This window comes from Bacilliculturomica massiliensis (genome assembly GCF_900605495.1).
In the GTDB taxonomy this organism is placed as follows: domain Bacteria; phylum Bacillota; class Clostridia; order Peptostreptococcales; family Anaerovoracaceae; genus Bacilliculturomica; species Bacilliculturomica massiliensis.
On sequence record NZ_LR027602.1, the window covers coordinates 699755 to 720514 of the forward strand.

The window sequence follows — 20760 nt, forward strand, 5'->3', positions numbered from 1 at the left end:
GATCAATCAATACGATTTTTTGAGCGCAGATTTAGATATAAATCAGTTTAGTTTTGGAAGGAGGAAATTATGAAGCGGACCGATAGAGCCGTCAGTTTTGTACTGGTTTTGGCAATGTTGTTCGTCTTATCCGCAGCGCCGGTATATGGGCTTTCCGGAGTAAATGCGGGAAACGAGGGTCTGATTCAGAGAATCACTGGAATCAGTATCGATATGGAAACGGTGGACGGACCATATCTCGTCGTCTCAGGCGTTGTGTCGACGGAAGGAGCAATATACAGCGAACCAAACTATCATGAAATACTGGTGGAATTATATTCGGTGGAGGATGACTTTTTGCTGGCCACCGGTAATGCGGATATTGCAGATCCGGACAGTTCAGAATTTACCGTTTTGAATTGTTCCATGGCAGAAGGCGGACTTGCAAGAGGCGAATATTATATTTTGGTTTCAGACCAGATGTATCCGCCATACGGAGTAACGCAGGACTCTTACAGAGTCAATTTTTCGGTAGGTGATAATAACGATATCATCGCCGATCCGGAGGATCCGTGGGACGTGGTGCGCGGACCGTACCAGTTGTCGGCGTCTCCGGCGGCAGTATCTCTGGAGGATTACACTTATGGAGAAACCGCTGCAGGTTCCTGCGAGATCGCGGTCCAGAATTCCGGATGGGAGACGCTGAGGGGAGTCAGTCTGTCCATATCGGGAACGGGGATCACGGCGTCGCCTGTGGACGCGGCGGCGGAAATGACCAGCGGACAGACCGCTCTCTACGAGGTGACGCAGCTTTCCGGTCTGACGCCGGGCGCGTACCATGTTGACCTGCATTGGAACGCCGATGAGATCGCGACGATCCCCGCTCTTGTGGTACCGGTCACATTCACGGTAAATAAGGCGACCCAGGGAGCGGTAGAAGGCCTGGCAGCGGAGGCTGCCGCCACTAAGGGCGGTCTGGGAAGGATCACCGGCCTGACCACCACGGCCGCCTATGAGATATATGACGGCGAAAATTATACGACCTGGACAGCGCTTTCCATCGAAGACGACGGGTCGGCCTGGATCTCTCCCGGCGCCTATGAGATCAGACTTGCGGGCAATGCGTTTTATGAGCCCGGAGCTGTGGGAGACCTGGTAGAAGTTCCTGATTTCTATGGTTTTGACGATTTCACGATCGAGGATATGAGGGCCGGTGTCCCCACCAGTTACGATGTCACACAGCATGTGGGAGGGGGATCCGGCACAAAGACCTACAGCGTTCTTTCCGGCGCGCTGCCGAAAGATCTGGAATTGACTACAGCCGGCAGTATTACAGGAACCGCAGTGGTCGTCACCAGCGCCGTCTTTACGGCAGCCCTGCAAGTGACAGATGAGGAGGGAGCCACCCGATCTGCCGTCATGACGATCAACGGCGTAGCGAAAGGGGATCAGGCCACGCCGGAAGCGATCAGCGGGGCGGCGACGGATGCGGTGATCGCCATCACAAACTGGAGCAGCCGATCCCAGGCCTATGCGATCAGTACGGACAGCGCTCTGGATCTGGCGGGCGTGACGGGATGGACGACTTTTGCTGCGGTAGACGACGCGAAATTCGAGGGCCTGACACGCAACACCCAGTATTACATATATACATATCTTCCGGAGACCAAACTGCTGAATCCGTCGCCTTTGGTGAGCGCCGGCATAAAGACTGCGCGGACAAGCCTGGCGTCTGTGTCCATATCCGGGTCAGGAATCGTGGGAGAAGCTGTGACCGCTTTGGTGAGTCCGGCGGGAGCCACGGTAAAGTTCCAGTGGATGGACGAGAGCGGAAGGGACATTGACGGCGCCACCGGCTCGTCGTTTACGCCGGGCGACGCATACAGGGGAAAGATGATCCGCGTGCAGGCAGAAGGAATCGATGACTTTGCGGAAACAGTGAGCAGTCCGGCCTTTCTGGTAGGCGGCACGAAGGTCGAACTGGCTGTGGATACGTATAATCCCGGTTTGCCAATTCAGGCGGTACTGACCGCCCAGGACGGCAGCGTCTCTTTTTCAGCCGTCAGCACCACTGCCGGTTCGGTGGGAAAAGCGCTGCAGGAGATCAGGATAGAGCGGGTAAGTCCCGGGAAAAAATACGATCTGCTGCTGCAAAAGCCGGGGCACACCGATCTTACCATCAATAATGTTGAAGTGAAAACGTCGGATGTAGCAATTACCCTGACCGATGCAATGAAAATGTACTCCGGAGATTTCAATGGAGACAACAGCATCCGTCTGGAGGACCGGGCGCTTTTACTGCAGAGTAAATATTTTGGAAAGGCGGTGAGCAGTTTCACGGGAGAAGAGGCGCAGCGAGCGGCGATACTGGATCTGGACGGAGATGGTTATATCAAGCTCAGCGATCTGATGATCCTCATGGCTCAGGAAAACTTTGGAAAAGATGCAGTTACCATTGATTATACAGGAAATTAAAGGAGGAAACGGTATGCAAAAGAAAGCGTTGTCATTGCTCTTGGCGCTCTTGATGCTCCTGGGTGTAAGCGGAACGTGCTTTGGCGCGGCCCTGGATATGCCAGGTGTGACCATTGCGGTCAACGACATCAAGGGAGAGACCATGGAGGTGGCCATCAAGGTCAGCGGCCACGGCGACAGCATGTTCAAATCAGTTGGCGCAGTTGTGCAGTATGATTCCAGCAAGCTCACGCCCATCCGCTGGTCTACCAACGCGGCGATCGGGCTGAAGGATGTGGGAACGGCCAGGGATGGATGGGCGTCGGCCACGGCAGTTGAAAGCGTGTCTCCGGATATTGTATCTGGAAAACCGGCCATGGCGTTTACCAGCGGCGGAAAAGGTTACTTGTACCTGGGCGCGGAGACGGCCGTTGCACAGAATTTCAAGGAAGATACACAGGTGGTGACCGTTCGCTTTGGATATGCCAACGGGGCAGATTTTGAAGGAGCAAAAGACTCGGTTCAGTTTGTTCAAGATGATGGAGTGGCCTTCTATTCACCGGTAAAAGGTCAGATGATCTATCAGACGGAGGATCCGATGAACGGCGCCTATAAGTTTTATTACCTGAGACCGTTGACAGAGAATGCAGACGGGAATATCACCACAGAAACGCCGGGCGACGGAGATGTGATACCAAGCGAACCATCGAAAGACGTATCCACAAGCGACACGGCGATCTCCGCCGGAACCGGTACGGCGGATCCGGACGACTTTGCGTCGCTGACTTTCTACGACTGGGATGGAACGTTGCTGGGAACGCGGATCGTGGCAAAGGATACGGGAAGCCTGATCGATCCCAATACGGCGGAGAACAGGGGAAACTATGTAAACGAAAGTGGGGAAGCGGTCTATACCGATGCGGAGCTGGCCGCCATGGGCGTGGCTCCCATCGTACCGCAGGGGAACCGGCTCTCCGGCGCCCAGGATCAGACCGGCACTGTGGTGGAGGCTGTAAATAAGGCCGGATATACGTATGCGGGATGGGTCGATCAAAATACGGGACTCAGCTCCCCGGCAGGCCTGCCGGCCTCGTCCGTCGTAGCGACCATCGATGCGGCCGACCTGATACCGCTCACAGGGATCAAAGAAAATAAAGTCGTGAAGGCGGCGTATGACGAGACGTCTTCTCTCGTAGAAAATTTGCCGGCGATGTACAGCATCAGCTATTCTCCGTTTGAATCGGGCAACGGCGGACTGCAGACGACCTTCACCATAACAAGAACAGAGCGTTCCAGACGCGTGGCGGAAGGAAAACTGGTGCTGGTACTTCAACTTCGGCCGAATTCCCGCGGAGTGACAAGGCTTGAAGTTCCGCTGGGAAATTCAGATCTGGAAACATTTACGCTTACTATGCCGTCGAATGCTTCCTCGATGTATCAGGCGTCCAATGCGATCAGTTACAGCCTGTACGACGAAAGCGGCAACGTAAGGTGTCCGAGCAAGAACATTCCAAGAAATGTGATCGTTAAATAATAATTTGGTGCAGAAGGAGGATAACATGATAGAAAGATCAAGGCGGTCGATCAGTTTTGTACTGGTCCTGGCCATGATCCTCGCCATGACCTGCGGATATTCTTTCGCAGATACATACGGCGATGGTTATAAGCCGGGATTGTCCAGCTGGGATACGTCGATCAGCAGCGTTACAAAGTTTACATTTGGAAAAGACGTGGATGGACTGGATTGTCTGTACGTCCATGGAATCGCAGCGAATCCCGGAGGCGACGTCAATGCAGAGTGGTACCGGTATGACGGCGACTCCTATTCGCTGGTACAGTCCGGGAACCACGAGCTGGATCCGGGAGAAACGGAATTCAGCGTTGCCTTGCAATTGCCGGAGAATGAAACGACTGATGGATATAATGTGATCATCGTCTCCGATATCACTCAGGATCCATATGGTGTGGACAACAGTACAATTGGCGATGATGGAAAGAGCAAAAGTTTTTCCGTTTACTTCACTGCAGATGGCAATAACATCCGCGATGGATGGAATACCCTGCTCCTTGATCCCTCCGCAGATATCGCGGTGGGCGACGTGGCGCCGGCCACGACAGAGGCGGCGGTGGGAAGCAGCGTTACCTTTAATGTAGGCGCCGTCACAACATCGCCCGGGGGGACCAATCTGACGCCCGGACAGACTGGCTATACGCTGAAGTATCAGTGGAAACACGACGGAACCAACATCGCAGGCGCTACGGGCGCGGCTTATACCATCGCCTCTGTAGCGGCGGCGGACGCAGGAAGGTACGCTTGTGAAGTAACCTATACGGAAGCGGATCACAGTGCAACGGTGAAAGAAGCCAGAGAAGGCGTTCTGACCATCGCCAAAGCCGATCCGAATCTCACGGCTGTCATCACATCGCAGAGCGCAGTTTATGACAGTGGAGAAGAAGGCCTGACCGTTCAGGAAGGCACAGCAGTCAGCAGCGCGGGAGCTGTTACATACGTCTATTCGATCGCGGCGGTCGGAGCCACTGGAAATGAAAGTCTCAACGGTGCAGGCCTTCCGATCAGGGCTGGAAAGTACGATGTGACGGCGTATTCTTCTGAGACAGCCATCTACAAAGGGGCAAGCGTCGGCGGAATTACCCTCAATGTCCTGCCGGCGGATCAGACGCTGACGGGAACCGCGGGACAGGTATCCATCGGAAGCACGCTGGATCTGACCACCTGTGTGACCGGCAAAGGGGCGGGTGCGGATCTGACCTTCCGCATCGACGACAGTGCGGACAGTACGGGGGCCGTCCTGGATCCAGACGGCAAGACGCTGAAGGACGCTGCTACCACAGGAGCGGTGACCGTCTACGTCAGCGCATCCGCTGTCACCGGGAAATACAACGCCTCGCCGGAGATCAGCTTTACCGTCAACGTCAATGAAGGCGAAGCCGTGACCGTGGGCGCGGTCTCCACCCTGGGCGGCAGGACCTATGTGCCCGGCGGAGTCCGTCTGGGAGATATCCTCATCAGCCCGGCTCCGGCGGTGACCGCCGTAAACGGCGGAGCGACTGTCAAGGGCCAGTGGAGCTGGAGCGCTCCGGAGACCACGCTGGGCGCGGTGACCGCGGCGAATCAGACCGCGGTGTTCACACCGGCTCCGGCAGGTGAAAACAACGGGGTCGTCTATGCGGGAACCACCGTTCAGATCCCGGTGACCGTGGACAAGGCCGTGCCTGCGCTGACGCTGACCCTGTCGCCTGCAGCTGTAGGCTACGGCGGCACGGCGGCGGCCATCGCAGAGCTGAGCTGCAGCACGGATTCCTCCGTAACGTTGACCTATACCAGCGCCGACACAGGTAAGGCGACCATCGATACAGACGGCAGCATCACCGCGGTGAGCAAGGGCGCGGTGAACATCACGGCCAGCTTCGCAGGCGACGCCAACTATCAGGCGGTGAGCAGCAGCGCCGTCTTCACCGTTCAGGCGGAACCGGACGCGCCGGCTCTGACGCTGACCGCGGGAGATAAGAAGCTGACCGCCAACTGGACCAGACCCAATGACAACGGATCGGAGATCACCGGCTACACCCTGCTTTTCAAATACCAGGGCGTGGTGTCCACCGAACCGGCGGTCAAATATGAATACGGCAGCCAGTCCATTACGACCACAGGCGGCATCGACGCGATCGGGGGGTATGCCTCCGGCGGCGCATTCTATGTGAGCGAAGGCGGCATTGAGCATCTGGTGACCACCAGCGCGGCCATCCACGAGATCCAGGGCGAGGTGACGGTGACGAAGACCGCGGTGAAGACCGCCACGTCCTACACGCTGGATCCGGCCACCAACGATCTGGAATATAAGGTGTCCCTCTTTGCCACCAACGCCATCGGCGACGGTCCGCTCTCCAATGAAGCCAAAGCCACGCCCAAAGCCGGAAGCGGCGGAAGCAGCGGCGGCCACGGCGGCGGAGGCGGAGGCGGCGGCTCTGCCGTCACCCAGAGCTACACCGTCGAATTCAAGGCCGGAGCCCACGGAACGCTGGAGGGCAAGGCCAGTCTCGCCGTGGAGAAAGACGGGAAGATCAAGAATGCGCCGGAAGTGAAGGCGGACAAGGGCTACGTCTTCCTGGGCTGGAGCGCGGACGGCAAGACCGTCATCGACCTGAGTCAGTATAAGGTAACGGGCAAAGTGACGCTGACCGCTCTGTATCAGAAGGGAAGCGGCTACATCGAGGGCTATGCGGACGGGACCTTCCGCCCGGACAACAACATGACCAGAGCGGAGGTGGCCACGGTGCTGGCCAAGCTGTCCAAGGGCTTTGACAGTGAGAAGAGCTACACCGGAGACTTCACCGACGTGGGAAGCGACTGGTACAGGGACTTTGTGAACTACGCGGCGTCGAACAACATCTTCTCCGGGTACAAGGACGGAAGCTTCCGTCCGGACAACCGGATCACCAGAGCGGAATTCGCAGCCTGCCTGGCCAACTTCATGGGCGTCAGCGGCCAGGGGAGCAGCAGCTTCACCGACGCCGGAGGCCACTGGGCGGAAGGCTACATCAGCGCGCTGAAGGAGAAAGGGATCACCGCCGGCTATGCGGACAACACCTTCCGTCCGGAGAACCAGATCACCAGAGCGGAAGTGGTGACGATGCTGAATCAGGCGCTGAACATAAAGGGAAGCGGAGCCATCGCACCCAGCGATGTGACGAAGGCGCACTGGGCCTATGAGCAGATCATCAGCGCGGTGAACGCGGATATCGGAGACGTGCTGAGATAAGGGGCGCGAAAGAAGGAACGAAACCATCATAGCAGCAGCCGCGGAAGCGGACGGGGCGGCGTTGGACCGTCCCGCCCGCGGCCTGCGGAAAGAGAAAATGAGATGAGAAGAGACAACAGGAACGGAAGAGAAAAGAAACGAGAGAACAGGATGCATAACGGAGTGAGACGATGCGTCAGCCTTCTGCTCCTGTCCACGATGCTTCTGACAGCGGCGGGGCCGGCTGCGGGAGCGGACAGCAGGGCGGGAGTCGGCTGGTCTGACGGAGAGGAAGGGTTTGCCGTCCGAGTCGTGAGCTACGGGGGAGAGGTGAGCCGGGTGACTGCGGGGGAGCGATTCCGAGTGCAGTTTTGGATCAAAGGGATGGATCCGGCCGCGGTGTCGATCCCGCTGTCCTGGGACCCGGCCGTGGCGGCCGTGGTGGATGAGAACACCGGAGAGCCGGTGAGCACGGGACGAAAGACGGAGAGCGATCTGGTCAGAGGAGCGGGCTTCCGGCCGGGAGAGGCGTGTTATGACAACAGCCTCAACGACGCGTATGAGGCGCTGTACTGGAACGGGAAGCCGGTCTTTGCCCGTGGGGACGGGACGGGCGCTTCCGGGTACCCGTATATCAACAACGAGACGGGGTTTGCGAAGTTCCTGTACTACACGAACGCGCCCACCGCGGGGACGGAAGAGCAGATGTTTCTGGAAGTGTATTTCAAGGCGCTGGCGCCGGGAGATCCGGGACTGCACTTCGCCACGGCGGCGGACGGAAACAGCGCGGAGGAATACGATCCGGGCTCGCCCAGGGGGATGCAGGTATCCTATGTGGATAAGACGGATGGGAATATCGACCAGATGGACCGGGTGGAGTCGGAGACCTGTACGGAGAAGGTGCCCTTTCCGGCCTTTCGGGTGACCGACGGATCGGAGATGGAGAATCGGCCGGTGGTGCCGCCGGCCACGCTGAACCCGGGGGAGGCTCCCTCCGGGGGAGGCGGGACGCCGCAGACAGGGACCGATCCGCAGCCGGAGGAACCGGCGAAGGAAGCGGTGCTGATCCAGACGCAGCGTCCGGACTGCTGGCCCTACGGGGAGGCGGAGACCTGCACGGCGCAGATCCGCAGAGGGGCCGACGGAGTCCTTTGGGAGACAGACGAATATGAGGTGGCCGAGAGCGTTCTTTACGGCCAAGGGAAAACGGAGACGCTGCTGGTAAAGATGCCGGAGCAGCGCATCGACAAGGAGGAATACGCGGTGAATCTGCCCGGGGCGCCCCTGACGGCCCAGGCCGGCGGGGGGATGGTCTATCTGGAGACGCCCTACGGCTATGTGGGGCTGGACAGAGAGGCGGTCCGGGGGAAACTGAAGACCGGCTCCTGGCTGCGGGTCAGCGTAAAGCCGGCGAAGGAGACCGGCGGAAGCAGCAGGGCCCTCGCCGTGTCGCTGCAGATCGACGGAGCGGAGGCGGGGGGCTTGGGCAGCCCGGCCCTGCGGCTGATCCTGCCCTGGAAGGCAGAGGAGCCGGACAGCGGGACGGCGCCCGTGGCCATGACCGACCGGGCCTTCGGCTATACGGGAACGCCTGCGCCCCTGGCGGTGAGCCGCTGGGACAGGGAGCATGAGGCGCTGCTCGTGCAGGCGCCTGCAGGCGGTACGATCACCGTGGAAGAACGGGCGGAGCAGCGGTTTCACGATCTGGACAGCGTGCCCTGGGCCCAGGCGGACATCGGCCGTCTGGCGCAGCTGGGGATCGTCAGCGGGACGGGAGAAGGACGGTTCCGTCCGGAGGAGGCGGTGAGCCGGGAGCAGTTTGCCAAGATGGCGGTGGCCGCGCTGAGTCTGTACGAGGGGGGAGGAAGCATGCCCTTTGCGGACATTCAGAGGAGCAATCCCTTTTACGCCTATATCGGGAGCGCATACAGAAAAGGGATCGTCAGCGGAACCGGGCCGGAGCGGTTCGGCGGGGAAGAGAGGATCAGCCGTCAGGATCTGGCGCTGATGGTGAGCCGGGCCTGCGAGAAGGCGGGGATCCGCCTGCCGCAGACGGAGACGGTGGCGGTGTTCGCCGACGACCGGGAGATCGCAGGCTACGCCAAGGATGCGGTCTACGCGCTGGCAAGGGCGGGGATCATCAGCGGGACGGGAGGCGGGCGATTCAGCCCGGATGGAAGCGCCACGCGGGCGGAGGCGGCGCGCATACTGGGCGCGGTGCAGGGGATGGCGGAGCAGCAGCTGCTGTAGAGCCAAGCAATGAGACGAGGACGAAAGTTGAAAGGATAGAAACACACAGAAAAAGGAGGAAAGGAATATGCCGAAGAAGAGAAGGACCGGCGGCAGGGCGGGGAGGCGCATCCTGACATGCCTGCTGGCGGCGGCGATGCTGGTGAGCGGCATTCCGCTGGTCCAGGGGACCACGCCGGAGGCTCACGCCGCCGGCAACGCCGCTCCTGCCACCATGGAGCAGATCGAGAGTACCAGAAATACGAACAGCGGTTTTTATGCCATGACGAAGGTGGTGGACGGCAAACTGTATATCTGGGGCAACAATAACAGCTATGCGCTGGGACTGGCGTCTTATAAGGACAAAGACACGCAGGAGGTCATCGAAGTAAAACCGGGTACGGTGATCCCTTATCCGGTAATGATGCCGGAAGGGACCTTCGACGGGGATGTGATCCAGGTCATCATCGGGTGCTGGACCTGCGCCCACGCAGTTCTCACTGATAAAGGCTCGCTGTATATCTGGGGAGACGGCTATAATTATCTGGATACGCTGTTCCCCAACGGACGTCAGGTGCCCAACAAAGTGGATATCAGCGCCACCAACGGTGCGAAACTTACGTACATCTCCACCGGAGGCGGCCGGGTGCTCTTCGCCAAGGATGAAAATGGGAAGTGGTATGTGCTGGGAGGCACCAGCACCACCAGCGGTTCCCCCAGCACTACCAATCTGGCGGCGGCCGGCTATGACGGCAGCAAGCTGTGGCCGATCTCCGACGAATATCTGAGCGGGATCGGAGACCGGACGATAAAGGATATTAAAAGTATCTCAGGAGGAGTGACCGCGATCCTCTGCACGGACGGAAGACTGTTTACGACAAACAACGGCTGGTGGGCCGGCGGCTGGGGTCAGAACATGGGCGGAAGCGCCTCGTTTGGAAAGCCCTACGATCTGACCGCGGGAATCAAAGCGCAGTATACCACGAAAGCGGCTGTGGAAGTCAACGCTGATCTGAAGCGGAAATATGAAAAGCTGGCGGAAAAGGAAGTTCTGTTTACACAGATCGCTGCGGAGGACACGTCCTTTATTGGACTGGATGTGGACGGCAACGTCTGGGGCTGGGGCTGCGACCACGCGGAGAAGTTCGGCCCCTGGGTGGATGAAAATCCCAACTGCAATCATGGAGGCAGCCATCAGGGCGTAGCCACGCCGGTGAAATTCTACGACGCGTCCATCTACGGGAAAAAAGCGGTATACGGTTATGTGACGAATTACAATACTTACGTACTGTGTGAAGATAACAGCATTTATGCCAGCGGAACGAATACCAACGGCATGATCTCTCCTACGCTGAGCTCAGGCGCCCACATTACGTCGCCGAAGCAGATCCTGGAGGAAGTTTCCCAAAGCGACACGGTGGTGGGACTGGCGCCCACCAGCAATTCCGTTACGGTATTCACGCTGAAAGGCGATGCCTTCTTTACGGGGAGCAACTCGGGAGGCGCTGCCGGAAACGGCACGACTCAGGACTTCAACCCCGGCGAGGTGGCGGAGGTAATACCGGATATGCCGCCCTCAAAACCTTACACCAAGAACCGGATGTATTTCGAGATCGAGGTGAACAGGCTGATCGGAAATCAGACGAAAAAAATATGCTATGTGGCGAATCCCACCGAGGGGCATCCCTATCAGGTGACAAAGACTGTAGAGGGGAGCGCGCCGGTAGAGCTGCCCGACGGCATGACCGGAGAGGATGCGATCCCCGCAGGGCAGAACTTCAATTTGAACGTGTATTTTGAAGACTTTGGAAAGATCCACACCTTCCTGGTGCCGGTGCGGTTCAATCCCACTTACGTGAAGGCGGTCAACGCGGCGGGCGAGCAGTATCCCAACTCCACGGTCACTGCGGGCATTGGAATATCCAGCGGCATCCGGCAGACCTTTACCAGCGAGAACTGGGCCAACGGATCGCTGGGAGCAGGCGTGGAAGGCACCTATCCGAAGATCAACAATAAAGACGGATGGCTCAGCGTTCTGGGCTACAGCAATGCATATAAGGCGCAGATCGAGGGTACGCAGAAAATGTTCAGCGCCAGCTTTACCGCCGTAGCGGCTACGCCGAAGAACCTTCTGACGCTGTTTGAGGTGGCTACCCAGCAGAATAAGCTGCCCGCAGGCGCGCCTGGTTTCGACGTAGCTTCCAAGCAGGAATTCGATTACGGCGCCTACTGGTCCATCAACAATCCCAACACGGAGGACGAGGTCTCTTCCTACGCCTTCGAAACGGGGGCATTTCCCTACTTCACCACAACAGTGAAATCCCTGCAGGGCATCACCCTGGACATCGTACGTGGAGAAGGAGATCCTGTAGACAGCGCCGCCGACGTACCGGGCGCCAATCAGGGAGACAAGGCCATCAACAACAAAAATAAGGATGTGATCTACACTGTCAAAGTCAAGACCAATCCGGAGGACGCGTCCTTTCCGCAGGTGAACTGGACGATAACGCTGATGAAGCCTGACAACGGAACGGCAGAACTGGGCGATTACATCAGCATCGTGGAACAGAAGGACACGTATATCAAATTCAAGCTGCCCGACAGTTTTTCACAGACGGATCTCGGGCAGATCCGATTCGACGCGTCGGCCAAGATCAACTCGGCGCTGACCGCGACGATGGATGTGTACGTCAAGTCCTTCGATCCGCCGGAGTTCATTCACATCACAGAAAAGATGTACAGCGGCAATACGGCCGACGCCGTTCCGTCCGTTGAGGAAAAGATATACCAGAACAAGCTGGAGCCTGAGGATATGCCGGAGGGGCAGAAGGAAAACCGGGTGTACACGGTCACGTTCCCCACGGTGGCGGAAGGCGTCTACCAGAATAAACAGGTCACATGGAGCCTGCTGGACAGCAGCGGCAATCCGCTGGATACCAGCAAGGATTCCTGCCCGCTGCGCATTATGGCCAGCACGCCGGCTACAGACAGCACCGACGCCACGGTGACCATCCAGCCTCTGAAGACTACATACGGGGAAGACTATGTGATCCTGAAGGTAGAGTCTCTGTACGATCCGGACGTCAGCGACAGCATCCGCATCAAGGTACAGTTTAAGGCCAGCGAGCTGAAATTCAAACAGAATATAGTGCGTCTGCCCTTCAACACAGCCAAGAATCTGGAAGATCTGCTGGAGATCGCCCCTCAGGACGTTTACAGCACGGATCTGGAATGGACCTTCACGCCCATGAGCACGACGACGGCGTATATCAACTTCAACGGAACCGGCAACATCTCATCCAACGAGACAGCCACGCCGCTGGCGCCGGAAAAGCTGTACGAGACCATAAAGGTAAAGGACAAGATCTCCGGGAAGACAGCCAGCATCGACGTGAGCGTCATCGACCTGGATTCGCCGCTGAATATCGATGACATTATCGTAAAGAACCTGCTGGGGACGAAGGACGATACGGTGGAGATCAAGGCCAATCTGCAGGTGGGAGACGTGATCCGTTTCTATACCAAATATGAATCGGCGGAGGCGTACATCACTACCGGAGAGCTGGAGTCCGCGCAGACGCCCTACTTCCAGTTCTCTGTGCCGGGACTGCTGGACAGCGCCGGCGGCGAGATCGCCGTGTCGGTAGAGCGGCAGTGGGGCGACGGCGGGCGGATGGAGACCAGCCGCATCCCCGTCACTTACTTGGCGGAACCGTCTAAGGTCTACGGCTATGCGGCCCTTTCCGGAAAGTCTCAGAGCAGCGCGGCCAACCAGGGCATCCGCGTGGATATAGATGGGATCGGCGGATCTCAGACCGTTTATACGGATGAGAATGGAAGGTTCGAGTTTACCGAATACATCCGTCCCGGCAACTATACGCTGACGATCAGCCAGACCAGATACCTGACGCGGGTCATCGAGCCCAACTCGAAGACAGGTTACCAGGGACTGGTCATCCCGGCGGCGGAAGAATTTCTCATCGCCACGCAGTCCGCGCCCATCAAGCTGTATCCGGGGGACATCAATATGGACAACATCATCGATTACCGCGATCTGGATATTTACGTAAAGAACTGGGTAGGACAGATCAATCCCGATCTGCCGGGCTTCAACCTTATGGATTTCAGTGATCTGGAGCCCTACGCGGCGATCGGCACCGACGACCTGAACCTGATGCTGATCCACTATGGCTGGCCCTACAGCAAATACGCAAACTGGGTCACTCCCGCGCAGTAGCCGGGAGGACGGGCCACACTTTTACAGCCAGTATCTACTTTTCTATATAGATTAGATACGAAGCACCGCCGCAGGCCCACACCTGCGGCAGGGGGTCTTCGGCAGGCCCACACCCTGCCGGGAGACCAGGGCCGAGCCTGCGCTTGGCCATGTCGGAAAAAGGGCGGAGGGAGAGATCCCGCCGCCCTTTTTCCGTTTGCTATTTCATCTGCCAGGTGATATAATTATATAGAAAAGTCTGACTTCGGTCAGGTCGGCGGATGAGTGAAATACTGCCGCCGTTAAAAAATAAAATCAGGAGGATGCTATATGAAAGGCTATACCAGTGACAGGATCAGAAACGTTGCACTCATCGGTCATGGAGGATGCGGGAAGACCACGCTGCTGGAAGCGCTGCTGTTCGATACGGGCGTAATTTCCAGAATGGGCCGCGTCGAGGACAAGAACACGGTCTCCGATTACGATAAGATGGAAATGGAAAAAGGCTATTCCATCAATGCCACCGTCGTGTCCGCTGAGTATAACGATACGATGATCAACTTCGTAGACACTCCGGGCTACTTCGATTTCGTCGGTGAAATGAAGTGCGCTCTGAGAGCGGTAGAAAGCGCTATCGTTGTCGTGGACGCTTCCGCCGGGATCCAGGTAGGAACCACCAAGGCGTGGAAAGCGGTCCACAGCGACATGCCTGCATTCTTCTTAATCAATAAAATGGACAAAGAGAACGTGGACTTTGACACGGTGCTGAATCAGCTGCGCGACCGGTTCGGAAAGATCGTCACCCCGTTCATGCTGCCGATCATGGAAGGCGAGGAACTGAAGGGTTACGTTAACGTCGTAAACGAGAAAGCGTACAAGTTCACGGAAAAGGGTTCGGAGGAGATCCCCGTGCCCGCCGACAAGAAAGATCAGATGGAGGAATACCGTCAGATGCTCATCGAGTCCATCGCGGAGAGCGATGAGGAACTGCTGGAGAAATTCTTTGAGGGAGAAACGTTCACGGACGCTGAGATCCACAAGGGACTGCGGGCCGGTATCAACGCCGGAACGCTGGCGCCCGTCATGGTGTGCTCCGCGGCGAAGGTGATCGGCGTAAAGGCGCTGCTGGAAATGATCTGCGATTATTTCCCCACCCCGCTGGAACACAAGGAATACTCCGGACTGAACGAGAAGGACGAGACCGAGATCAGAGCGGTGGAATCCTCCGAGAAGGCCTCCGCTTTCGTTTTCAAGACCCTTGTGGACCCCTTCGTGGGCAAGATATCCATGATCAAAGTCATATCCGGCAGCCTGAAAGTGGGTTCCGAGTATTACAATATGCACGCTGAGAAGAGCGAAAAGATCGGAAAAATGTTCTTCATGAGAGGAAAGTCCCAGTTCGACACGCCGGAAGCGCAGGCGGGAGATATCGTGGCCATCGCCAAACTCCAGTATGCGAAGACCGGCGACACTCTCTGCGACAAGGCTGCGCCGATCCGCTACCCCGAGGTATTCTTCCCCGAGCCGTCTCTGTTCATGGCCGTGGAGCCGAAGAACAAGGGCGACGAGGATAAGATCGGTTCAGGTCTCAACAAGCTGATGGAGGAAGATCCGTCCTTCACCGTCACCAGGAATTCCGAGACCCATCAGACGCTGCTGGGCGGTCAGGGCGAGATCCAGCTGGGCATCATCACCACAAAGCTGAAGGAGAAATTCGGCGTGGACGTGATCCTCGCGCCGCAGAAGATCCCCTACAGAGAGACCATCAAGGGCAACTCCGACGTTCAGGGCAAACACAAGAAGCAGACCGGCGGCGCGGGACAGTACGGCGACGTGTGGATCCGCTTCTCCCCCTCAGAGGAAGAATTTGAATTCGCGGAGGATCTGTTCGGCGGTTCCGTTCCGAAGAACTATATTCCCGCTGTTGAAAAGGGCCTGAGAGAGTGCATGGAAAAAGGACCGCTGGCGGGCTGCAAGGTCGTAGGCGTTAAAGCCGTGCTGTACGACGGCTCCTATCACGATGTAGACTCCAACGAAATGGCCTTCAAGATCGCCGCTTCCCTGGCGTTCAAGAAAGGTATCGCAGAGGCGAAGCCCATTCTGCTGGAACCTGTTATGCACGTGGAAGTACTCATTCCCGACGAATACATGGGCGACGTCATGGGCGACATGAACAAGAGAAGAGGCAGGATCCTCGGTATGGAACCCCAGGGCGACGAGCAGAAGCTCATCGCGGAGGTACCCATGGCCGAACTGCTGACCTACGCGGTGCAGCTGCGTTCCATGACGCAGGCGCGCGGCTCCTTCCGTATGCAGTTCAACAGATATGAAGAAGTTCCGGCCCATCTGGCGGAGAAGATCATCGCAGAGGCGAAGAAGGACGCGGAGTAGTCCCCGGATCGCGATCGAGCAGCGGTCGAACCGTTATCGAACCGCTATGGCGCGGTCCTCCGATCTCCGTCGACCAGCGGCCGAACAGCTATGGCGCAGTCCTCCGATCTCCGTCGACCAGCGGCCGAACAGCTATGGCGCAGTCCTGTGATTGCCGTCGAGCAACTTTCGAGCAGCGGTCGAACCACGATCGAACAGCCGAGCGACCCTTTCCTCTGTGCCCGCTAAGGCAGACGCCGGGGCCCACAGGCGAAGGAAACGATAAACTTTACAGGTAATAAAATGGAGAGAGCGGCCTTTTCCCTGAGCAAGGGAACGGGGCGCTCTCTTTTCATCTGGCGGGAAAGCGGGAGGGCAGGATCGGGGGAGAGATGCTGGTGGGGGAGGCGTTGCCGTGAAGGGCGCTGGTGGAGGCAGCCGCGGTGGGAGGATGTAGCCGGGAGGGCACTGCTGGGGGCGCAGGTGGAGGGGATGTTGTCGGGGGATGCGCTGCAGGGGCAGGCATTGCAGGGGAGGAGAACTTGCCAGTGGGGCTCTGCCGGGGGAGACCGCTGGCGTCTGTTATGATGCCTGCCACAGCTGAACAAAGCGACTGAGCTGTGCTGAGCGAGAGTGCTGGGCGGGAAGTGTCCCGGCCGGGACGCGCAATACAGGTGATAGGCGAGATTTCATTTTTTTTCTCATATTCACCTAAATAGTACCGGGAAATAGGTGAAAACAGCTTTATTTTTAAATATTCACCTATTTTAATGAAAAAATCGAGAGATCAAGGTCCGTTTTCATGCGAAAATAGGTGAAAACCAATTTTTTTTGTTAGTTTCACCTATCTGGATCTCCGATCTGCAATCAGATCTTTGTTTCTGCGCTAGTTTTAGTACTGCAGGGGGCCAGGCGGTATCTGGCGCATCGCCGGTAAGTTGCATAAAACATGCTTTTCAAGTATACTGAATGAAGAGTTTAACAGGGTCAAAGCGCTGTCGCCCGGCGGGCTGTATCACAGCTGCTGAAGGCTGCAATATGCAGTTCGGGCGGCGGGAGCGGCGGTATCACGAAATGCCGGGCCAGCGGAATTGATCCGGCAGTGCAGGATCAGCGATGTTGGAACGCGGGGCGGATCAGCAGTGCCAGACTAGCGGTGCCGGGCCAGTGGCGCTGTTGCAGCAGTGCCGGAGCGTGTCATCAGGACAATGGTTCCGGATCAGCGGCGCTGAGGACACAGAGGGCGCTGGGGACACAGAGGGCGCTGGGGACACAGAGGGCGCTGAGAGCGGTGGAGACGGCAACTTCGCGGGGAACGGATCATGACCGTGAAGCAGAGGAAGCAGTGGAAGCGGCAGAAACGGCGGAAGAAGGGAAACCGGGGAAGACGGGACGGAAAGGGCTGGGAAAGGTATGGCGGTAAAGAAAACTAAGACAGTGTTCGTGTGCCAGGAGTGCGGATATGAGAGCCCGAAGTGGATGGGGCAGTGCATCTGCGGCGCCTGGAACACGTTTGTGGAGGAGAAGGTCCTGCCCATCGACGGTGAGGACAAACGGCGGCGCAGCAGTTCTGCGGGAACGGAGGGGGGCGCGGGGGCCAGAGCCAAGGCCACCCGGATCTCCGACGTCAGATCCGGCGACTATACCAGAATGGATACAGGGATCGGCGAGCTGAACCGGGTGCTGGGAGGCGGCATGGTAAAAGGATCGCTGACGCTGATCTCCGGCGAGCCGGGGATCGGAAAGTCCACGCTGATCATCCAGGCGGCGGCGCAGATCGCCGGGCGATATGGGACCGTACTTTACGTGTCCGGCGAGGAATCGGAGGAGCAGATCCGCATGAGGGCGGACCGGGTGTGCAGAGGGAGCGTGGACAACCTGTACCTGCTGGCGGAGACCAACATGGAGGCGGTCATGAAGGTGGCTGAGGAGATACGGCCGGTGTTTCTCATTGTGGACTCCATTCAGACCATGTATTCTGAGGATCTGGACGCGGCTCCGGGCAGTGTGTCTCAGGTGAGGCTCTGCGGCAATCTGCTTATGCGTCTGGGCAAGATGGGTCAGCTTCCTATCTTCATCGTGGCCCACGTGACGAAGAGCGGCGAGCTGGCGGGGCCGAAGATCGTCGAGCATTTGGTGGACTGCGTGCTGCACTTCACAGGAGAGCGAAATCAGGAGCTGCGCATTCTGCGGGCCTTCAAGAACCGGTTTGGGACTACCAGTGAGATCGGCGCTTTTGAGATGGAGGAAGAGGGGCTGATCGAGGTGGAAAACCTGTCCAAGAGCTTTCTGGAGGGGCTGGAGGACGGCACGGAGGGGGCTGTTGCTACAGCGGTCTATGAGGGGACGCGGCCTCTGCTGCTGGAGGTGCAGGCTCTGACTTCGCCTACCAACATCGGTTTTGCAAGGCGGACCACAGTGGGCGTGGAACACTCCAGACTGAATATGATCCTGGCTGTCATGGATCGGAAGGCGGGAGTTTCCCTCATCAATCAGGACGTCTATGTCAACGTGGTGGGCGGTCTGAAGCCTGAGGGCACGTCCATCGACCTGGCCGTGGCACTGGCCATCTATTCCACTTTCAAGGGAATCCCGGGATCCAGCACCACTCTGGCCATCGGCGAGATCGGGCTGACCGGAGATCTGCGCTCCGCACCCAATGCAGATAAGATCATCCGGGAAGCGGCCCGCATGGGCTTCAAGAAGATCATCCTGCCGAAGAAGAACGCCGAGCGCATTGCTGACGTTCCGGCTGGTGTCCGGCTGGCCGGCGTGACAGGGCTGCGGGAGGCCATAGCGGAGCTGCGGGAGGCCGCGCCGGGAGCGCGGGGAGAACGATGATGGAGAAAATCGTGGTCCTGAGTTCTGAGTGGATGAGCGCTGTGATCCGGTCCCTGCATTATGTACCGCCAAAGGGTATCTGCGTAAAGCTGGCGGACGTCAGCATTGAAAACTACAGGGAAGTTGCCCTGGAGATGGAACGAAAGGGTGAGGCCGATGTGTTTGTGGCGGCGGCCAATACCACGGACGTGTGTCAGTACGTAAAATCTCCAGTGGTGAATATCGAAGTCAGCGGATTTGATCTTCTGCACGCAGTACAAAGAGCTATGGCGGGAAAATCTGAGGGCGAACCTGTTGCAGTCGTCACATATAAACAGGAGATCAAGGGATTTAAAGAGATCAAAGGTGTTCTGAAGGGAATGACAGAGGAACATACATATTTTGATATTGAAGATCTGGTGGCAAAGCTGATCAGGTTGAAAGAAAAGGGGATCACCAGAGTCGTCGGAACCAGCATTGTTCTGGAAAAGGCGGAAAGTCTGGGAATGCGGGGCTTTGTGCTGTACGAAGTGAACAGTTTCAGGAATGCTCTTGACCGCGCCGTGGAGATCCTCATCGCCAGGGATAAGGAAAAAAAGAAAGCAAAATCCTGGGAGACCATTTTCAATAACACGTACGGCGGGATCATCGTAGCCGATCATAACGGAAAGATCACGAAAGTGAATCCTTTTGCAAAACGTATTTTGAAATTTTCGGAAGAGCAGCTGCTGCATCGGGATATAGATCAAATTTTCGTGGGAATGGATGTCAGAGGCTGCATTGAGAATGACAGCTGCATCGTGGACCACATCTACACGGTGGGCGGCGCCAAGTTTCTGACGAACGCGGAGTCCTTTGAGTTTGACGAGCAGAAGAAAGGGGCTGTCATTTCTTTTCAGGATGTGGGCAGCGTGCAGAAAAGCGAGATCGCGATCAGAAAAAACCTGCATGAGAAGGGATTTGTGGCGAGAGCCACATTTGACGATATTTTGTGCACAAGTGAAAAGATGCGCATGGTCAAGAAAAACGCGCAGAGATATGCGAAAAAGAACTCGACGATCCTTCTGCTGGGAAAAAGCGGCGTGGGAAAGGAAATCTTTGCCCAGGCGATCCACAATTTCAGCAGTCGGGCCAATGCGCCGTTTGTGGCGATCAACTGCGCCGCATTGTCCTCTCAGCTTTTACAAAGCGAGCTGTTTGGGTACGCGGAGTATTCGTTTACGGGGGCCAAGCGCGGCGGCAAGCAGGGATTGTTTGAGATGGCCAACGGGGGAACGATCTTTTTAGACGAGATCGGGGAGATCGACAAGAATACGCAGGCTCAGCTCCTGCGCGTGATCGAGACCGGCGAAGTCATGCGGGTAGGCGGCGAGAAGATTCTTCCTGTGGATGCGCGTATCATTGCCGCGACTAACCGGGATCTGTGGGCAATGGTCGAGAGCGGAGAATTCAGAGAAGATCTATACTATCGACTGTGCGTTCTTGAAGTCAAGATCCCTTCCCTGAGTCAGCGTCGGGAGGACATTCCCCTTATTGCTATGACTTTCTTAAATTTGTATTGTGCGGACCTCCCCGGCCGTGTAAAAGAAGAAATTGCGACAAGCCGGATCCTTGCCGAAAATGAGTGGAAGGGAAACATCCGGGAACTGAGAAATATCATAGAGCGGTTTGCTGCGGTCTGTGAGGCAGGAGACGATTATTGCGGTGTTCTGGCAATGCTCATGGGAAACGAGGCGTCGGACGGTCTGAAACCTGAGGACGATGAAGTGGAAAAGACGCTGCGGGAATGCGGAGGAAACCGGACTCTGGCGGCGGAAAAACTGGGGATCAGCCGTACAACACTGTGGAGAAGGCTGAACGCGAGGTAGTTGGACGGGAAACATGAAGTGAAAAATGAAACGGAATGAAACGGCGCGTGAAACGAATTTGTTT

9 protein-coding genes are annotated in these 20760 nt (G+C 57.3%); all 9 read left to right on the forward strand.

Going from position 1 to position 20760, the window contains the following annotated elements; translation table 11 throughout:
- Nucleotides 1–69 precede the first annotated feature (69 nt).
- The 9 genes from E0E37_RS09220 to E0E37_RS09255 all read left to right on the forward strand — a co-directional run bounded on the left by E0E37_RS09220 (nt 70) and on the right by E0E37_RS09255 (nt 20696).
- Nucleotides 70–2454 carry a putative Ig domain-containing protein gene (locus E0E37_RS09220; RefSeq protein ID WP_130862737.1) on the forward strand — a complete coding sequence of 795 codons (2385 nt, stop codon included), beginning with the start codon at nt 70–72 and terminating at the stop codon, nt 2452–2454.
- A 13-nt stretch (nt 2455–2467) separates the two neighbouring features.
- Entirely contained in the window at nt 2468–3967 is a 1500-nt protein-coding gene (locus E0E37_RS09225) for a hypothetical protein (RefSeq protein WP_130862738.1), read from the forward strand.
- A gap of 25 nt (nt 3968–3992) precedes the next feature.
- Nucleotides 3993–7214: an S-layer homology domain-containing protein gene (locus tag E0E37_RS09230; protein WP_130862739.1), complete on the forward strand. Its 3222-nt coding sequence runs from the start codon at nt 3993–3995 to the stop codon at nt 7212–7214.
- A gap of 102 nt (nt 7215–7316) precedes the next feature.
- A complete protein-coding gene (locus E0E37_RS09235; protein ID WP_130862740.1) occupies nt 7317–9443 on the forward strand; it encodes an S-layer homology domain-containing protein in 2127 nt (708 codons plus the stop codon).
- A gap of 67 nt (nt 9444–9510) precedes the next feature.
- On the forward strand, nt 9511–13659 hold the full coding sequence (locus E0E37_RS09240) for a hypothetical protein (protein WP_130862741.1): 4149 nt from the start codon (nt 9511–9513) through the stop codon (nt 13657–13659).
- 309 nt (nt 13660–13968) lie between these two features.
- Nucleotides 13969–16029 (forward strand): elongation factor G, encoded by a 2061-nt coding sequence (gene fusA, locus E0E37_RS09245; RefSeq protein WP_130862742.1) that lies wholly within the window; start codon nt 13969–13971, stop codon nt 16027–16029.
- A gap of 1081 nt (nt 16030–17110) precedes the next feature.
- Nucleotides 17111–17431: a hypothetical protein gene (locus E0E37_RS18545; protein ID WP_154939950.1), complete on the forward strand. Its 321-nt coding sequence runs from the start codon at nt 17111–17113 to the stop codon at nt 17429–17431.
- Nucleotides 17422–18849, forward strand: a complete 1428-nt coding sequence (radA, locus tag E0E37_RS09250) for a DNA repair protein RadA (protein ID WP_130862743.1) — start codon at nt 17422–17424, stop codon at nt 18847–18849. Before E0E37_RS18545 ends, radA begins: the two co-directional genes overlap by 10 nt.
- Nucleotides 18846–20696: a sigma 54-interacting transcriptional regulator gene (locus E0E37_RS09255; RefSeq protein ID WP_130862744.1), complete on the forward strand. Its 1851-nt coding sequence runs from the start codon at nt 18846–18848 to the stop codon at nt 20694–20696. Before radA ends, E0E37_RS09255 begins: the two co-directional genes overlap by 4 nt.
- Nucleotides 20697–20760 lie beyond the last annotated feature (64 nt).